The sequence below is a fragment of the Streptomyces sp. NPDC055243 genome (genome assembly GCF_044544025.1).
GTDB lineage: Bacteria > Actinomycetota > Actinomycetes > Streptomycetales > Streptomycetaceae > Streptomyces.
This window is the reverse complement of the sequence record NZ_JBITWR010000023.1, coordinates 123475-140387: the sequence shown is the minus strand read 5'-3', so window position 1 is coordinate 140387 and position 16913 is coordinate 123475. Positions and strand designations below refer to the sequence as shown.

Below are 16913 nucleotides of genomic sequence, written 5' to 3'. Positions count from 1 at the left end.
ACCCCCCAGGCCATGTCCTCGACAAGGGGAGGTAGTCATGCCAACTCCGAAGGCCGGTAACCCCGTTGCGGGGCTACGAAAACGGTAATGGGGGGTCGCCCCGCCCGCACCACCATGACCGCCGCTCCGCGCCGGATGCTCCCCACCCACCCACCCGATCACCCCGCAGCGCCCCCACTCCGCCACACGAGCCCGCCGCTTCGCGCCGGATGCTCCCCACCCACCCACCCGATCACCCCGCAGCGCCCCCACTCCGCCACACGAGCCCGCCGCTTCGCGCCGGATGCTCCCCACCCACCCACCCGATCACCCCGCAGCCCCGCCCGCTCCGAACAGGCCCTCCCGCTCGCCCACCCGATCACCCCGGGGCAAACGGGTGGGTGGGCGGGGAAAATCCGCCGCAAAGCGGCGACCGGGCGCAACCGTCCCAACGCGAGAAAGACCATCCGCCAACCCGGCAACCCGCCGAAGCCGCCCCGAAGGCGGGAGGAAAGGCCCGTCAGCTCCCGGCGAGTTGCCGGAGCCGTTCCGAAGGCGGGAGGAAAGGCCCGTCAGTTCTCGGCGAGTTGCCGGAGCCGTTCCGAGGGCGGGAGGAAAGGCCCGTCAGTTCTCGGCGAGTTGCCGGGGCCGCCCCGAAGGCGGGAGGAAAGGCCCGTCAGCTCCCGGCGAGTTGCCGGGGCCGTTCCCGAGGGCGGGCAGGAGGGGCCGGGTCGTGCCCCGGCCTCTCAGCTGTCGAAGTCGTGTCCAGAGCGGGAGAAAAGGCCCGTCAGCTCCCGGCGAGTTGCCGGAGCCGTCCCGAGGGCGGGGAGGGGCGGCCTCTCAGCTGTCGAAGTCGCGCCCAGAGCGAGAGAAGAGGCCCGTCGGCTCCCGGTGAGCTGCCGGAGCCCTCCGAATGCAGGAAGGGGGCGCCCGGTCGGCCCCGGCACCCAGCTGTCGGAGCCGTCCCCAGGGGGCTGGGGAGGGGAGCCCCGGTCAAGGCCCCGGGGCCAGGGTTAGTCGCGTTCGCTCAGGAGGGGGCGCAGCTGCTTCGGCAGGAGGTCTTCGCACTCCTGCTTCGACTGGCTGGTGAGGGCGTCGGTCACGCACGTGTAGTAGTCGCGGTACACCAGCTGCGCGGCGAACGTCGCCGCCACCATCGCCAGGGCGAGCGACGCCGTCACCAGACCGCTGATCGCCGCCGTGGTCTGCGGCTTCGTGCTCGCGGGCTCGGCCGAAGGCTGCTTGGCGACCGGCGCCGTCGGATCCGGCTGCTTCGGCTTCGCCCGCAGCGAGCTGATGCCCCAGTTCAGCGCGAGCGCGCCCAGGAGCAGGGCCACGTACCGCCAGCCGAAGAGCGCGAAGAAGAAGGCCCACATGCCGGAGAGCAGGGCGTAGCGCGCGCGGCGCTGGGCCGGGTCGGTCGGGTCCCAGCGCATGCCCGAGCCGGAACCGGAGCCGGAGGAGCCGTCGGGGCCCTGGCCGCCGCCCTGCTGGCCGGGGCGCTCGCCGAAGCCGCCGCCCTGGGCGCGTCCGGGCTGCCGGTCGCTCCACTGGCTGCCCCAGGGGGAGTGGCCCTGGTCGCCGTCGGGGGCGTCGCCGCCGTTGCCGGGGCGCGGGCGCCACGGCTGGTCCGGGGTCCCCTCCGGCGGCGGTGCGAAGGGGTTGTCGTCCTTCTTCCCGGAGCCGCCCGAGCCGGAAGCGCCGCCCGAGCCGGAAGCGCCGCCCGATCCGGAAGCGCCGCCCGAGCCCGAAGAGCCCGAGGCGCCGGAAGAGCCCGAGGAGTCGGAGCTCCCCGAGTCCTGGGAGTCCTGCGGCGGGGACGACGGGCGGCCGTCGCGCAGCAGCGTCGAGCCGCGCTCCCCTGCGTGCGTCAACCCGAACGCGAAGGACAGCGGGAGGCGGAGGCTACGGTCCGGCATCAGGTGTGCGTCTTCCCCTTGGTTGAGCGAGCTTCTGAACGATGTGACGTCTTGGTGCAGACGCTACCTTCCGGCCGCGCCCCCGTCCCGTGAGGGGCCGCACCGTGTGCCGGTATCGTTGCTGACGGTCGGCCGCTTCGTAGAGTTCCCCGTATCGGAGGGCACGAAGCTTTTGTACGACCGCACAAAGACGCACTCCCGAGAAAGGGCCCCGCTGTGGCCAAGAGCCCTGTGGCCAAGCGCCTCGTCGTGCTGGTCTCCGGATCAGGTACGAATCTGCAGGCTCTGCTCGACAAGATCTCGACGGACGGGACGGCGGGCTACGGCGCCGAGATCGTCGCCGTCGGCGCCGACCGCGACGGCATCGTCGGGCTGGAGCGCGCCGAGAGCGCCGGGATTCCCACCTTCGTCTGCCGGGTGAAGGACCACGCGACGCGCGACGAGTGGGACGCGGCTCTGGCCGAGGCGACGGCCTCGTACGAGCCCGATCTGGTCGTGTCGGCCGGGTTCATGAAGATCGTGGGGAAGGAATTCCTCGCACGGTTCGGCGGCCGGTTCGTCAATACGCACCCCGCCCTGCTGCCCAGCTTCCCGGGGGCCCACGGTGTGCGCGACGCGCTCGCGTACGGCGCGAAGGTCACGGGATGCACCGTCCACTTCGTCGACGACGGCGTCGACACCGGCCCGATCATCGCCCAGGGCGTGGTCCCGGTCGGGGATGAGGACGACGAGAGCGCTCTGCACGAGCGCATCAAGGAAGTCGAGCGAAGGCTGCTCGTCGATGTCGTGGGGCGTCTGGCCCGCAACGGCTACCGCATTGAGGGACGAAAGGTATTTATCCCGTGACCGCCGAAGGTACGCACGGTTCGCAGCGCCCCATCAAGCGCGCGCTCATCAGCGTCTATGACAAGACCGGGCTCGAGGAGCTCGCGCGCGGGCTGCACGAGGCCGGCGTCGAGCTCGTCTCGACCGGTTCGACCGCCGCGAAGATCGCCGCCACCGGGGTGCCCGTCACCAAGGTCGAGGAGCTCACCGGCTTCCCCGAGTGCCTGGACGGCCGGGTCAAGACGCTGCACCCCCGTGTGCACGCCGGGATCCTCGCCGACCTGCGCCTGGAGGACCACCAGCGCCAGCTCGCCGACCTCGGCATCGAGCCGTTCCAGCTGGTCGTCGTGAACCTCTACCCCTTCAAGGCGACCGTCGCTTCCGGCGCGACGCCCGACGAGTGCGTCGAGCAGATCGACATCGGCGGTCCCTCGATGGTCCGCGCCGCCGCCAAGAACCACCCCTCGGTGTCGGTCATCACGAGCCCCGCCCGGTACGCGGACGTGCTCGCCGCCGTCCGTGACGGCGGCTTCGACCTGACCGCCCGCAAGCGCCTGGCCGCCGAGGCGTTCCGCCACACCGCCGAGTACGACCTCGCGGTCGCCTCCTGGTTCGCGGACGACTACGCGGCGGACGGCTCGGACTTCCCCGAGTTCATCGGCAGCGCGTACGCCCGCAAGAACGTCCTGCGCTACGGCGAGAACCCGCACCAGGGCGCGGCCCTCTACGTCGACGGCAACGGCGGCCTCGCCGAGGCCGAGCAGCTGCACGGCAAGGAGATGTCGTACAACAACTACACGGACACCGACGCCGCGCGCCGTGCCGCGTACGACCACGACGACCCCTGCGTCGCGATCATCAAGCACGCCAACCCCTGCGGCATCGCGATCGGCGCGAACGTCGCCGAGGCGCACCGCAAGGCGCACGCCTGTGACCCGCTCTCCGCTTTCGGCGGCGTGATCGCGGTCAACCGCCCGGTCTCCAAGGAGATGGCGGAGCAGGTCGCCGACATCTTCACCGAGGTCATCGTCGCGCCCGAGTACGAGGACGGCGCGCTCGAAGCCCTCACCAAGAAGAAGAACATCCGCGTCCTGCGCGCCCACCAGGCCCCGTCGAACACGGTCGAGGTCAAGCAGATCGACGGCGGCGCGCTCCTCCAGGTCACCGACCGCCTCCAGGCCGACGGCGACAACCCCGCCAACTGGACGCTCGCCACGGGCGATGCGCTCAACGCGGGCGAGCTCGCCGAGCTGGCCTTCGCGTGGAAGGCGTCGCGCGCGGTGAAGTCCAACGCGATCCTGCTCGCCAAGGACGGCGCCTCGGTCGGCGTCGGCATGGGCCAGGTCAACCGCGTCGACTCCGCGAAGCTCGCCGTCGAGCGGGCGGGCGAGGAGCGGGCGCACGGCGCGTACGCCGCTTCGGACGCGTTCTTCCCGTTCCCCGACGGCCTGGAGATCCTGACCGCCGCGGGCGTCAAGGCCGTGGTGCAGCCGGGTGGTTCGGTCCGCGACGAGCTGGTCGTCGAGGCGGCGAAGAAGGCGGGCGTGACGATGTACTTCACGGGTACGCGTCACTTCTTCCACTGAGCCCCACCGGGTCTCACTGAGCCCCACCGAGCAAGCCCCGTCAAGTCCCATGCCCAGCGGTGGCCGTGCCCTCTCCCGGAGGGCGCGGCCACCGCTGCTTCACCGAGCTCATCTCGCAGCGCGTGTAGCGCACTTGAGGAAAGCGAAAACCCACGGGCCGTGCCCTCCCTCGGCAGGGTGAGCACGGCCCGTGGGTGTGTACGGCTTGCGCGGCGCGGTGGTTGCCCGCCTCAGTAGCGGGGGCGGTTGAACCAGGCGGCTCCCTGCGCGTTCACCATGGAGGCCAGGATGATGCCGCCGATGGCGAGACCTATGATCGCGCTGAAGACGCCGGTGCTCGTGCCCGAGACCAGGTTGCCGATGCCGCCGAGAATGATCAGCGACGCGTAGACGATGGTGGTGATCCGCACGCCGCTGCCGCCCGTGCTGAACTTCACCGCCAGGATGATGCCGAGGACGGCGAGCGCGATCAGGACCGCGACCAGGGCGAAGCCGAGACCGGCGAGACCGTCGGTCTCGTCGCCCACGCCCACCTCGTTGGACACGTCCTGAGCCGCGGCGACCGCGATGCCCGCGATGATCGCGACGAGGATCTGCAGGCCCGAGATGATGTAGATGAGGACGCGAGCGGTGGTCATCAGACCGGGCATCGTCATGGGCATCTGGTTGCCGCCCGGGTAGCCGGGATAGGCAGGCTGCTGCGGGTAGCCGTAACCGGGCTGCTGGCCGGGCGGGGGGTTCTGGGGATAGCCGTAACCGGGCTGGCCCTGCGGGGCCTGCGGGTAGCCGGGCTGCTGACCCTGCGGCGGACCGTAGGGGTTGTTGGGGTCGCCGTAACTCATGGCGGTCTTCCTCCGTCGGGTAATGCGGGGACGACGCGGCACATCACGGAGGAAAGTTCTACAGATGCGGTCCGTCCCCCCGACACTGCCCGCGGCACTGTGCCGCATATCGTTCTTTAGGCCAGGCTTATTTGTCCAGCCGCATTCCCTATGTGTTGTGCAAGTGCAACAGAGCTGGTCAGGTCTCGGGACACAGCTGGGACACAGCTCGGCCGCGGCGGCGCCCTGATTGGTACCGGGCGGGTCTCATCCGGGAAGATGGAGTCATGACCGCCCAGATTCTCGATGGCAAGGCCACCGCAGCCGCGATCAAGTCCGAACTGACCGCCCGCGTGGCGGCCCTGAAGGAGAGGGGCTTCACGCCCGGCCTCGGGACTGTTCTGGTCGGTGACGACCCGGGCAGCCAGAAGTACGTCGCCGGAAAGCACCGCGACTGCGCGCAGGTCGGCATCGCCTCCATCCAGCGCGAGCTGCCCGCGACCGCGACGCAGGACGAGATCGAGGCCGTCGTCCGCGAGCTCAACGAGGACCCCGCCTGCACCGGTTACATCGTGCAGCTCCCGCTGCCCAAGGGCATCGACGAGAACCGCGTCCTCGAACTCATGGACCCGGCCAAGGATGCCGACGGCCTGCACCCGATGAACCTCGGCCGCCTCGTCCTCAACGAGCCCGCGCCGCTGCCCTGCACGCCCTTCGGCATCATCCAGCTCCTGCGCCAGTACGGCGTGGAGATCAACGGTGCCGAGGTCGTGGTCGTCGGCCGCGGTGTGACGATCGGCCGCTCCATGCCGCTGCTGCTCACCCGCCGTTCGGAGAACGCGACGGTGACGCAGTGCCACACCGGTACGCGCGACCTGTCCACGCACCTCAAGCAGGCCGACATCATCGTGGCCGCCGCGGGTGTGCCGCACCTGATCAAGCCCGAGGACGTGAAGCCGGGCGCGGCGATCCTGGACGTCGGCGTCTCGCGCGACGAGTCCGGCAAGATCGTCGGCGATGTGCACCCGGGTGTCCGCGAGGTCGCCGGGTGGATCTCGCCGAACCCCGGCGGCGTCGGCCCGATGACCCGCGCCCAGCTGCTCGTCAACGTCGTCGAGGCCGCAGAGCGCGCCGCGTCCGCCGCCGCGAGCTGAACCGGGAAAGGGTGAGCCCATGAGCGCAGAACCTGAACCTGATCAAGGGGCTTCGCCGGCCGACGTGACGGAATCCGACGTCACGGAGGCCGAGGCCCTGGAGAACTCCGAGGCCAAGGGCGCCGTCAGCGCCCCCGGTCCCGACGGGCCGAGGAAGACCACGCGGCGCTTCCCGCTCCTGACCCGGGACACCGCGCGCCCCGAGGGCGGCGGCCGGGCCGCGGGCGGTGACGCCCCCGCGCCCGCCCGGCAGTGGCCGCTGCTCAGCGTGCTCTCCACGGTGGGGCTCGGGCTGCTGCTCACGGCCTTCGACGTGTTCCGCGTCGGCACGATACTGATCGGCCTCGCGCTGATCGCGGGCGCCTTCATGCGCTGGGCGCTGCCCGGCGTCGGCATGCTGGCGGTGCGTTCGCGCTTCACGGACATGGTCACGTACGGCGCGCTCGGCCTGGCCATCGTGCTGCTCGCGATGATGGCGCAGCCGGAGCCGTGGCTGGAGATCCCCTTCCTGAGCGAGACCCTGCACCGCACGATCACCACCTAGCGGTACGCACGACCGACGGCCCGTCCTTCCCCCGGAGAGGACGGGCCGCCGTCGTGCGCGGGGCCGCCTCAGCGGCCGGGGTTCTTCAGCGCCCGCCGGGTGTTCGTGCCGACGCTGCCGTCGACGTTCGGGTGTTCATGCTTCCCCTTTCGTGGCCGCGGGCCGGGCCCCCCGTTGGGTCCCCCCGACGGCCCGCGATCCGTGTGTGGCGCCGGTGGTCGGCCGGTGCCGTGGTGCTGGAGGAAGAAGTTACGGCGGCGGGACGGGGGAGTCGTCCCGTGCCGGGTTGAGGTTGCGGCACGCCCCACGGCGTACGCCGCCGGTTCCTGCAACTTCCGCTGTACCGCGGTGGTTTGACGTACCCCCGCCCGCACCGGGGCTACGCTGCGGCGATGCGGATCCGCCCCCTCGTCGCCGACACGTCGATCGCGGTCGCCCTGACCACGGTCGCCGTACTCCTCGGGCAGGAGTCGGTCCGGCAGGGGTGGCCCGAACTCGACGCGCGGGGCTGGTGGTTGGTGGCGCTGGCCAATCTGCCGGTCGTGTTCCGCTCCAGGGCGCCGCTCGCGGTGCTGCTCCTGGTGCACCTGGTGTGGGCCGGGTACGTCACCCTCGGCTACTGGCCCGTCGTGAACACCTTCGCGCCCATGCTCACCGTCTACACGGTCACGTCCCTGCGGCCCGCCCGCGTCTCCGTGCCGTGCGCCGTGCTGATGAGCGCCGTCTGGATCTACGCGGGCCTGGTGAGCGAAGGGGCGGCGATGGCGTCCGTGGTCGGGCAGGCCGTCGGCTTCCCCCTGGTGATCTGGCGGTTCGGCAACGTCGCGCGCCGGTCCGCCGAACTGGCCCGGCAGCTCAAGCGCGAGCAGGACGAGCGTGCGCGGCGCGAGGTGGCCGAGGAACGCGGGCGCATAGCGCGGGAGTTGCACGATGTCGTCGCCCACCACATGTCGGTGATCTCCGTGCAGGCGGGCCTCGCGAAGTTCGTCTTCACCTCGGATCCATCCACCGCCCACGCCGCGCTCTCCACCATCTCCGGCACCAGCGGCGAGGCGCTGGAGGAGCTGCGCCGCATGCTGCGGGTGCTGCGGGCGGGGGAGGACGGCGACAGCGCGCCCGAGGCGCCGATGCCGGGGCTCGCACGGCTGGGCGAGATGGTCGAGCGGGTGCGGGCCGGGGGAGTCGCCGTCGAGCTGCGCGTCGAGGGGACCCCGCGGCAGCTCGCCCCCGGGGTCGAGCTCTGCGCGTACCGCGTGGTGCAGGAGGCCCTGACCAACGTACTGAAGCATGCGCGCGGGGCCGGCGCGGTGGTCGAACTGAGGTATCAGCCGCACCACGTGACGGTTTCGGTCACCGATGACGGGGAGGGGGTGATTACAGACAGAGTGGCCACGGGGAGCGGTCATGGGTTGATTGGGATGCGGGAGCGGGCCAAGCTCTACGGCGGGACGATCAGCATCGGCCCGCGGAGCGAGGGAGGGTTCGCCGTGCGCCTGACCCTGCCGACGTCCGCGCGGGCCGCATCGCAGGGGGACGGCGCGACGTAGATGACCAGGGTGCTCGTGGTCGACGACCAGTTCCTCATCCGGGCCGGGTTGGTGGGGCTGCTGCGCGCCGCGCCCGGCGTCGAGGTCGTCGGTGAGGCGGGTGACGGCGCGGAAGCCGTCGAGCTCGCCGCGGCGACCAGGCCCGACGTGATCCTGATGGACATCCGCATGCCCGGCATGAGCGGCATCGTGGCCACCGAGAAGATCCTCGCCGAGGCCCCCGAACCGCCGCCGCGCGTCCTGGTGCTCACCACGTTCGATCTCGACGAGTACGTGTACGGGGCGCTGCGCGCCGGAGCTTCGGGCTTTCTGCTCAAGGACTCCGGGCCCGAGCGCCTGCTCGCCGCGGTGGCCGCGGTCGGCGGCGGCGACGCGCTCTTCGCGCCCAGTGTCACCTGCCGCCTCGTCGAGGCGTTTGCCCGGCAGGCAAGATCCGGGGCCGGTGAAACGGCCGAACCGCCTCCCGACCTGCGGGCGTTGACCCTGCGCGAGGTCGAGGTCCTGAAGCTGATCGCCACAGGCCTGTCCAACGCGGACATCGCCGACCGCCTCTACATCAGCGAGGCCACCGTCAAGACCCATCTCAACCGGACGATGACCAAACTCGACCTGGACAGCAGGGCGCAGGCGGTGGTGGTGGCGTACGAGTCGGGCCTCGTCACGCCGGGCGGCGGCGGTCGCTGACACGGCTCACGCCTCGCCGAGGAGCGGAATGAAGACGGCGCCCGTCCTCTCCCCCGTGGGAGGACGGGCGCCGCCGGTCTGGGGGCCGTTCCAACGGGATCCAGCGTCATGCCCCCGCCAATTCCGTACAAGGGCTGCCTTGCCCCTGTGGCACGGAGGTGACCATTCCGCAACGGAGTTCCCGGCCCGCAACAGGTGGCGCCCCGGGGCGTTTCGCAAAAGGAATAAATCGCGCAATCGGGATTCTTCGGGGCGTCCCAGGCCGCTACCCGGGGTTCCGCATCGTGGACCCGGACAGCGGTGGGACACTGGACGCTGGACCGCACGGAGTGCGACGGTGCACGCCAGTGGCCCGAATGCTCCCGTGCGCCCCCCGTCCGGGAACTGACATCCTGCCTTTCGGCATCCCTCTGGGTAGCCCATGACAGGAGCAGCGGGGGGCTGCCTCATGGGCAGAGCGGGGGTACCACGCGCGGGGGCAAGTTGGCACGTACGGGGGGAATAGGGGGAGTAATGCCTCGTTGGAAGGCACTACCGGATGAGCTCGATCCGCAGGTCAGGGAGTTCGCCAGCCAGCTGCGCAGGCTGGTCGACCGGAGTGGTCTGAGCATCGCCGCGGTGTCGGACCGCACCGGGTACAGCAAGACGTCGTGGGAGCGTTATCTGAACGGGCGGCTGCTCGCCCCGAAGGGTGCGATCGTCGCGCTTGCCGAGGTGACGGGCACCAACCCGGTCCACCTCATCACCATGTGGGAACTCGCCGAGCGCGCGTGGAGCCGCTCCGAGATGCGGCACGACATGACCATGCAGGCGATCCGGATCTCCCAGGCGCGGGCCGCGCTCGGGGAGCTGGGGCCGAATCCACCCAAGGGCAGCCCCTCCAAGACCAAGGGGACCGGCGGCGCGGCGCGCAACGGCGCGTCGGGCGCGGGTGCCGGAACCGGCACCGGGGTCGACTCCGCCGACCGTCCCGGCCGCCCCGGCGGCAGCGTCACCGGGGTCGCGGGACCCGCGGGCGTCTCGCCCACGGTGCCGCCGCAGGCACCGTCGTACGGACCCGGTGGTGGAGCCGGAGCCGGGGGCGACCTGGGAGGCGTCGCGGCGCCGCCCGGTCCGGTCCAGCCGGGCCGGGGCGGGGACTCGCCCGACCGGCAGCGGCGGCGCAGGAAGCTGACGATGTTCCTCGCGGGCGTCGTCGGAGCACTCGTCGTCATCGCCGCCGCCATCTTCCTGACGGACTTCGGCAAGGGCGACAAGGACGACGAGAGCGCCAAGCCGTCGGCGTCGCCGAGCACGAGCGACAAGGACCTGCCCGCGGGCGTCGAGTGCAGCGGCAAGAGCTGCACCGGCAAGGACCCGGAGACCATGGGCTGCGGCGGCGAGTTGGCCACCACGACCACGCGCGCGACGGTCGGCAAGGCCCTGGTCGAGGTCCGCTACAGCAAGACGTGCGGGGCGGCCTGGGCGCGGATCACGCAGGCGGCGCCGGGCGACAAGGTCACGATCACCGGCGAGGGCGCCACCAAGCAGAACGGCACGGTGAACGCGGACCTCGACGCGTACACCCCGATGGTGGCCGTCAAGGACGGCACGTCCGCGGAGGCGTGCGCGACGCTCAAGGCCGGGCAGACCGGCTGCACGAAGTAGCCGCGCGAAGCAGTCGCACGAGGGAGCGCGAGGGACGCGAGGGAGGGGGGCACCCCCGGGAGGTGGCGGCCGCCACAGGGGGGGGAGCGTGGCGGCCGCCCGGGGGGTGTGACCACTCCCGTGGGGGTACTGCTCCGTGTGCCCGGGCTTTCGCACAACATGCCTGTCGATTGCGCAGAAATTTTGCGGCGCCCTGATCGGGGCCCGCGGACCGCCCACGACCAGCCACGGTGGATCTTTGTGGGGTGGGCCACACCCTCCCGGGGTTCGGGGGTGGGCGGGGCGCGATAGCCTGGCGGCGGATCTCTCTTGATGCCAAGAGATCGATCATCGAGAGGCGATCGACGAGGGCGTCGGCAGGGGATCCAGCACAAGGGGCAGGGACCCCCACCGCCAGCTGTCTTACGGAGATCGCCATGACCCGCACTCCCGTGAATGTCACCGTCACCGGCGCGGCCGGCCAGATCGGCTACGCGCTGCTCTTCCGCATCGCCTCCGGCCACCTGCTCGGCGCGGACGTGCCGGTCAATCTGCGACTGCTCGAGATCACGCCGGCCCTGAAGGCCGCCGAGGGCACCGCCATGGAGCTCGACGACTGTGCCTTCCCGCTGCTGAACTCGATCGAGATCAGCGACGACCCGAACGTCGCCTTCGACGGCGCCAACGTCGCCCTCCTCGTCGGCGCCCGCCCCCGCACCAAGGGCATGGAGCGCGGCGACCTGCTCTCCGCCAACGGCGGCATCTTCAAGCCGCAGGGCAAGGCGATCAACGACAACGCCGCGGACGACATCAAGGTCCTCGTCGTGGGCAACCCGGCCAACACGAACGCGCTCATCGCGCAGGCCGCCGCCCCGGACGTACCGGCCGAGCGCTTCACCGCGATGACCCGCCTGGACCACAACCGCGCGCTCTCGCAGCTGTCGAAGAAGACCGGCGCCCCGGTCTCCGACATCAAGCGCCTCACCATCTGGGGCAACCACTCGGCCACCCAGTACCCCGACATCTTCCACGCGGAGATCGCCGGCAAGAACGCCGCGGACGTCGTGAGCGACCAGACCTGGCTCGCCGACGACTTCATCCCGACCGTCGCCAAGCGCGGCGCCGCGATCATCGAGGCCCGTGGCGCGTCCTCGGCCGCCTCCGCCGCCAACGCCGCCATCGACCACGTGCACACGTGGGTCAACGGCACGGCCGCCGGCGACTGGACCTCCATGGGCATCCCGTCGGACGGCTCGTACGGCGTTCCCGAGGGCCTCATCTCGTCCTTCCCCGTCACCACCAAGGACGGCAAGTACGAGATCGTCCAGGGCCTGGAGATCAACGACTTCTCGCGCACGCGCATCGACGCGTCCGTCAAGGAGCTCACCGAGGAGCGCGAGGCGGTCCGCGGTCTCGGCCTCATCTAAGGACCCTTCACGTACGGCTCCGGCCGTACGCGCGCGTCTTCACCTCGCCCCCGGCAGCCACTCGATCGGCAGCCGGGGGCGACGTGTGTCCGGCCCGGTGGCCGAGGGCGACGAGCGCCGCGGCGGCCACCACCACGAGCCCCACGGTCCGCAGCGCCGCCTCCATCCCGGAGGTGAACCCCGGGTGCGCGGCCACGACCGTCCCCGTGACGGCCACCCCCAGTGCCGCGCCGACCTCACGCGCCGACGTGCCGAGGCCCGAGCCGAGCCCCGCCTGGTGCGGCGGCAGCGACGAGACGACGCCGAGGGTGAGCGCGGGCATGCACAGGCCCGTGCCCGCCGAGATGACGAGCAGCCAGCAGGCGTACGCCGCGTAGGGCGTGCCCGCGTCCGCCGTGGACGCGCCGAGCAGGCCGAGCCCGATCAGGAGCAGGCCGCCGCCCACCAGCGGGCCTGGCCGGGCCGACCAGCGTGCGGCGAGCTTGGGGACCAGGATCATGCCGACCGTGAGCGGGATGATGGCCAGGCCCGCGCGGGCGGCGCCGTACCCCTTCACGTACTGCAGATACTGCGAGTTGACGTAGAAGAGCGAGAAGAGGCCGAAGAAGGACGCGGCCGTTCCCAGGGTCGCCGCGCGCAGCCGTCGCGACCTGAAGACCCGGGGGTCAAGGAGCGGTGAGCGCGAGCGCAGCGCGTGCGCCACGAACGCGCCGACGAGCGCGGCGCCCAGCGCGAAGGCGACGAGGATGCGCGCCGACGTCCAGCCGTACATCGGGCTCTCGATGATGCCGAAGAGCACCGCGAGAAGGCCGCCGGTGATGAGGGCGGCGCCGAGCGGATCGGTGGAGGCGTCGGGCGACTTCTCCGTGAGGGGAGCCGTGCGCGCCACCGCGAGGACGAGGAGCGCGGCGAGCGGCACCATCAGCCAGAACAGCGCGCGCCACGGCAGGTACTGGCCGATCAGGCCGCCGACGGCGTTCCCCGCGAAACCGCCGAGCCCGGCGGCGAGCGCCCAGGACGCGACGGCCCGGGGCCGCTGCTCGGGCGATGCGGTGCGCACCAGGATCGACATGGTCGCGGGCATGATCAGCGCCGCTCCGGCGCCGGAGACACCGCGGCCCGCGATCAGCTGGACGGGCCCGGTGGCCAGTGCGCTGACCGCGGCGCCCAGAGCGAACAGGCCGAGTCCGCAGAGCAGCGCGCCCTTGCGGCCGTACCGGTCGCCGAGGGCGCCCGCGGGGATGAGCAGCCCAGCGAAGACGATGACGTACGCGTCGACCGTCCACAGCAGCTCGCTCGACGAGGGGTGGACGGAGGACGAACTCAGCTGCGGGATGAGGAGGTTGATGGCGGCGACCATGCTCTGCGCGACGAGCACGCAGGCGCAGAGCGTGAGTTCCGCCGAGCGCTTGAGCTGGTTCGGGGCAGGCGAAGGCAAGGCTCCTCCAAGGAGCGTCGTGGAGTGGTGTGTGGGGATGCCCCGTCGGGCCCTGTCACCGTAGGCTCGGCACTCACTTGATCTCCAGTGCAACCTTTGCAAGGGATGTATGCGCGTGACGCAATCCGGGATGCGGTCCGATCCGGGCAGGGGTCTCGACCTCAATCTCCTGCTCGCCCTCGACGTGCTCCTCGACGAGGAGAGCGTGTCCGGCGCCGCCCGCCGCCTGCATCTGTCCGAACCCGCGATGAGCCGCACCCTGGGCCGCATCCGCAAGGCCCTGGGCGACCCCGTCCTCGTACGGGCCGGGCGGCGGATGGTGCCCACCCCGCACGCCCTCGCCGTCCGGGCCGAGGTGAGCGCCGTGGTGGAGCGGGCGCGGGGCCTGTTCGCCGGGCCCGGCGCGACCGATCTGCGCACCGTCTCGCGCACCCTCGCCGTCCTCGGGCACGACGCCATCGCCGCCGCCTACGGCCCCGCGCTGTTCGCCCGCGCCGCCGCCGAGGCGCCCGGCGTGCGCATCCGCTTCCTCGGCGAGAGCCAGGGGGACGCGCCGATGCTGCGCGAGGGCACGGCCGACCTGGAGCTCGGCGTGATCGACACGGTCGCGCCCGAGGTGCGGGTGGAGCGGCTGCGCGACGACCGGATGCTGGGGGTCGTACGCCCCGGACATCCGCTGCTGCGGGGCGAGTTGACCCCCGAGCGGTTCGCCGGCGCCGACCACGTCACGGTCTCCCGGCGGGGCAGGCTGCGGGGGCCGCTGGACACCGCGCTCGGCGAACTGGGGCTCACGCGCCGGGTGGTGGGCAGCGTGGGGACCTACCCCGCGTCGTTCTTCATGCTCCTGAGCACCGACCTGGTGGGCCTCGCCATCTCCTGGGCGAAGCCCCTGACGGACACCCTCGGCCTGGTCACCTTCGACATCCCTCTCGGTCTGCCGCGGCTGGAGCTGGGCATGGCCTGGCACCCCCGGCACGACGCGGACCCGGCGCACGCGTGGCTGCGGGGGTGCGTGAGGGACCTGTTGCGGGAGGGCGGTGGATTTCACTCGAGCGAGGGCTGAGCCTTCACTTATTCGAGGGGCATAGTCACCTTTCTGTGGCCCCCGCACGCACGCTCCGTTACCCTCCAATTCCGCTTCACCGCAACGGAGTTGGCCATGGCAGGTAACACCGAGGCCACCAGACTGCTGTGCGCCGGCGTCCACCTGGACGCGGTGTTCCGCAGGAGGGTCGTCTCAGAACTCGTCGGCCACGCGGAGCGCCCCGTGGCGCCGCCGCTGGGTGCCGACGTGCTCCCGGTGCTCGCGCACGCGCTGCGCGCCCGGCGCGAGGAGCTGGTCACCGCGCTGCTCCTGGCAGCCGTGTGGATCGGTTTCCTCGTCACCGACGCGGTCATGATCTGGGACGACCTCGAAGACTCCAGCGGCGGTGACTCGGGCGTCACCGGCATGGACCTCGCGCTGCTCGCCTTCGACCCGGACGACCTCGTGGACTCGGGTCCCGACGGCACGTTCGGCGCCTTCGTGCCGGGCGGCTGGGCGATCGGGTACGCCGTCGTGGTCCTGCTGCTGTGGCTGGCGCGGGTCGTCTCCGGGCGGGGCACGGACGGGGCAATCCTGCGACGGATGGAGCTTCCGGCGCCGCTGGCCTGGCTGCGGCGCCGGATCGGCTGGCTGGTGACCGCGTTCGTGTGGTGGTGCGCCGCGGCGTACGCGTTCTCCGCGCTCGCCGAGATCAGGGACACCCCGTACCCGGTGATCTTCCCGCTGCTCGTCGCGGCCGTGGTCTGGCGCCACCAGTTCCTGCGCAAGCGGACCCTGCGCACCCAGCTCGCCCGCCAGGCCTTCGCCGAGACCGAACAGCCGCGCATCCCCCGGCGGTTCTCCCGCATCGCCGACTGCATCCACCGCGAGCAGAACGCGCCGATCACCCTCTACGACGCGAACCGCCCCTTCGTCGGCGCCGGAAAACCCCGCAAGCCGTGGTCGGTCGTGCTCGAACTCAAGCGCGCCGACAAGGAGACGGACGGCGGGGTCCCGGCCCAGCGGGCGTACGAACCGCTGGCCGCGCGCGAGGTCATCAAGATGATCGAGCCGCGCCTGAAGGACCTGCGCCGGTCTGCCGCGGCCACCAGCGTGGACCGGCTGCGGGACCTGGAGATCGAGGAGTTCGTCTATCTCCCCGCGGGCGCAGGCCGCGACGAGCAGCTCTACACCGGGCAGGGATACGAGACGGCGGGGCCCTACGACGCCGAGCAGGTCGCCCGGCATCTGGAACGGGCGTCCGGTGAGGGCGGGGAGGCGCGGCGCCACTTCCTGCGGATCCGGGTCGGCGCCTGGAACGAACAGGTCGTCGTCTCGCTCCTGGTCAGGGTGCACACCCAGGGCGGCATGCTGGTCCTGGAAGTGGTGCCGCACGTGCTCGGGCCGATCGTCCCCGAGTTCCGCGAGGTCGACGCGATCGTGGCCCGCGACCCCGAGGGCCCGGTCCGCGACGCCCTGCGCGCCTGCGTCGACGGCCCCGCGGTCGGCGTGGCGATCGGCGCCGCCGCCCTGCGCGCCCTGCCCTCGCTCGTCCCCTCGTTCCGCCTCTGGCTCGCCCAGCCCGAGGGTGAGAGGCCCTCGCCGCCCGCCGCGCGCGCCCTGCGCTCGCTGTGCTCCTGGCTCGAGATCGGCCGCCCGGTGCAGGCGCCGCCGGACGCCCCGCTGGTCTCGCTGCGCCAACTGGCCAGCACCGACGAGCTCTCGCTCTTCCAGGAGATGGACGTGGCCCGCTACACCCGCACCCTCCAGGACCGCATCGGCGAAGGGGTCCGCGACGCGCTGCGGGCCGGCGGCTTCCGCACGGACCGTCTGGAACAGAACATCACGCAGATCAACAACAGCGGGGTCTACATCACGGAGATGTCCGGCGGCGCCCTCGCCACCGGCTCCCACGGCCAGGCCACGCACACCAGCGAGAGGAGTCCGGCATGAGCGGCGACGGCGACAACGGCGGCGGTGCGCACGTCCAGATCGGTTCGATCACCGGTGGCTCACAGGCCTTCGGCTCGCACGGCAGGGCCGAGTCCACCAACCACACGGTGGTGGTCTCCGACCCCCGGCAGCAGCACCTGCTCACCCAGGTCAGGGCCCTGCGCGGCGAGCTGCGCGAGGCCACCGGGCGCACGGCGGAGGACGACGCGCTCGACGCCGAACTGGGCGAGGTGGAGCGGGAGATCGGCCGCGCGGGTCACGGCGACAGCGGCCTGCTCGGCAGACTCCGTACCCGCCTGGAGCAGTACGGCGCCGCCGCCGCGACGGCCGCGTCCGTGACGGCGGTCCTCCAGGCGATCGCCCAGATCACGGGCTGAGGACGAGCG

Annotated in this window: 14 protein-coding genes; 11 read left to right on the top strand and 3 right to left on the bottom strand. The window is 71.9% G+C overall.

What is annotated here, in order from left to right; all coding sequences use genetic code 11:
* Positions 1-992 precede the first annotated feature (992 nt).
* Positions 993-1898, bottom strand: coding sequence for a hypothetical protein (locus ACIGXX_RS40545; RefSeq protein WP_399983618.1), 906 nt, complete (start codon positions 1896-1898; stop codon positions 993-995).
* A gap of 216 nt (positions 1899-2114) precedes the next feature.
* On the opposite strand from ACIGXX_RS40545, the gene purN reads away from it, so the two are divergent.
* Both purN and purH read left to right on the top strand, forming a co-directional pair.
* Complete coding sequence (purN, locus tag ACIGXX_RS40540; RefSeq protein ID WP_351172677.1) at positions 2115-2744, top strand: phosphoribosylglycinamide formyltransferase; 630 nt, start codon at positions 2115-2117, stop codon at positions 2742-2744.
* Positions 2741-4309 (top strand): bifunctional phosphoribosylaminoimidazolecarboxamide formyltransferase/IMP cyclohydrolase, encoded by a 1569-nt coding sequence (purH, locus tag ACIGXX_RS40535; protein WP_351172680.1) that lies wholly within the window; start codon positions 2741-2743, stop codon positions 4307-4309. Before purN ends, purH begins: the two co-directional genes overlap by 4 nt.
* 230 nt (positions 4310-4539) lie before the next feature.
* Here the strand turns inward: purH and ACIGXX_RS40530 are convergent, their stop codons facing one another.
* On the bottom strand, positions 4540-5151 hold the full coding sequence (locus ACIGXX_RS40530; RefSeq protein ID WP_351172683.1) for a hypothetical protein: 612 nt from the start codon (positions 5149-5151) through the stop codon (positions 4540-4542).
* Positions 5152-5417: 266 nt separating this feature from the next.
* Here ACIGXX_RS40530 and ACIGXX_RS40525 point away from each other — a divergent pair, with 266 nt between their 5' ends.
* The 6 genes from ACIGXX_RS40525 to ACIGXX_RS40500 all read left to right on the top strand — a co-directional run bounded on the left by ACIGXX_RS40525 (position 5418) and on the right by ACIGXX_RS40500 (position 12112).
* Entirely contained in the window at positions 5418-6284 is an 867-nt protein-coding gene (locus ACIGXX_RS40525; RefSeq protein WP_351172686.1) for a bifunctional methylenetetrahydrofolate dehydrogenase/methenyltetrahydrofolate cyclohydrolase, read from the top strand.
* 64 nt (positions 6285-6348) lie between these two features.
* A complete protein-coding gene (locus tag ACIGXX_RS40520) occupies positions 6349-6828 on the top strand; it encodes a DUF3017 domain-containing protein (protein ID WP_351172861.1) in 480 nt (159 codons plus the stop codon).
* Positions 6829-7220: 392 nt separating this feature from the next.
* Positions 7221-8375, top strand: a complete 1155-nt coding sequence (locus tag ACIGXX_RS40515; RefSeq protein ID WP_351172689.1) for a sensor histidine kinase — start codon at positions 7221-7223, stop codon at positions 8373-8375.
* The gene (locus ACIGXX_RS40510; RefSeq protein ID WP_399983610.1) at positions 8376-9059 is read left to right on the top strand and encodes a response regulator; all 684 of its coding nucleotides are present in this window, start codon (positions 8376-8378) and stop codon (positions 9057-9059) included.
* 513 nt (positions 9060-9572) lie between these two features.
* Complete coding sequence (locus tag ACIGXX_RS40505; protein WP_399983607.1) at positions 9573-10706, top strand: XRE family transcriptional regulator; 1134 nt, start codon at positions 9573-9575, stop codon at positions 10704-10706.
* A 416-nt stretch (positions 10707-11122) separates the two neighbouring features.
* Positions 11123-12112 carry a malate dehydrogenase gene (locus tag ACIGXX_RS40500; RefSeq protein WP_351172698.1) on the top strand — a complete coding sequence of 330 codons (990 nt, stop codon included), beginning with the start codon at positions 11123-11125 and terminating at the stop codon, positions 12110-12112.
* Positions 12113-12119: 7 nt separating this feature from the next.
* Here the strand turns inward: ACIGXX_RS40500 and ACIGXX_RS40495 are convergent, their stop codons facing one another.
* Positions 12120-13550, bottom strand: coding sequence for an MFS transporter (locus tag ACIGXX_RS40495; RefSeq protein ID WP_399983603.1), 1431 nt, complete (start codon positions 13548-13550; stop codon positions 12120-12122).
* 109 nt (positions 13551-13659) lie between these two features.
* On the opposite strand from ACIGXX_RS40495, the gene ACIGXX_RS40490 reads away from it, so the two are divergent.
* The 3 genes from ACIGXX_RS40490 (at position 13660) to ACIGXX_RS40480 (ending at position 16904) form a co-directional block, all read left to right on the top strand.
* On the top strand, positions 13660-14613 hold the full coding sequence (locus ACIGXX_RS40490; RefSeq protein WP_351172704.1) for a LysR family transcriptional regulator: 954 nt from the start codon (positions 13660-13662) through the stop codon (positions 14611-14613).
* A gap of 96 nt (positions 14614-14709) precedes the next feature.
* On the top strand, positions 14710-16527 hold the full coding sequence (locus ACIGXX_RS40485; RefSeq protein WP_383820099.1) for a hypothetical protein: 1818 nt from the start codon (positions 14710-14712) through the stop codon (positions 16525-16527).
* On the top strand, positions 16524-16904 hold the full coding sequence (locus ACIGXX_RS40480) for a hypothetical protein (RefSeq protein WP_351172710.1): 381 nt from the start codon (positions 16524-16526) through the stop codon (positions 16902-16904). Before ACIGXX_RS40485 ends, ACIGXX_RS40480 begins: the two co-directional genes overlap by 4 nt.
* Positions 16905-16913: the final 9 nt, after the last annotated feature.

Excerpts from the sequence above, each read along its gene's own strand:
- ACIGXX_RS40485 (WP_383820099.1), top strand. The coding sequence starts at position 14,710 with ATGGCAGGTAACACCGAGGCCACCAGACTGCTGTGCGCCGGCGTCCAC.
- ACIGXX_RS40530 (WP_351172683.1), bottom strand. The coding sequence starts at position 5,151 with ATGAGTTACGGCGACCCCAACAACCCCTACGGTCCGCCGCAGGGTCAG.
- ACIGXX_RS40490 (WP_351172704.1), top strand. The coding sequence starts at position 13,660 with ATGCGCGTGACGCAATCCGGGATGCGGTCCGATCCGGGCAGGGGTCTC.
- ACIGXX_RS40500 (WP_351172698.1), top strand. The coding sequence starts at position 11,123 with ATGACCCGCACTCCCGTGAATGTCACCGTCACCGGCGCGGCCGGCCAG.
- ACIGXX_RS40525 (WP_351172686.1), top strand. The coding sequence starts at position 5,418 with ATGACCGCCCAGATTCTCGATGGCAAGGCCACCGCAGCCGCGATCAAG.
- ACIGXX_RS40505 (WP_399983607.1), top strand. The coding sequence starts at position 9,573 with ATGCCTCGTTGGAAGGCACTACCGGATGAGCTCGATCCGCAGGTCAGG.
- ACIGXX_RS40515 (WP_351172689.1), top strand. The coding sequence starts at position 7,221 with ATGCGGATCCGCCCCCTCGTCGCCGACACGTCGATCGCGGTCGCCCTG.
- ACIGXX_RS40545 (WP_399983618.1), bottom strand. The coding sequence starts at position 1,898 with ATGCCGGACCGTAGCCTCCGCCTCCCGCTGTCCTTCGCGTTCGGGTTG.
- ACIGXX_RS40480 (WP_351172710.1), top strand. The coding sequence starts at position 16,524 with ATGAGCGGCGACGGCGACAACGGCGGCGGTGCGCACGTCCAGATCGGT.
- ACIGXX_RS40510 (WP_399983610.1), top strand. The coding sequence starts at position 8,376 with ATGACCAGGGTGCTCGTGGTCGACGACCAGTTCCTCATCCGGGCCGGG.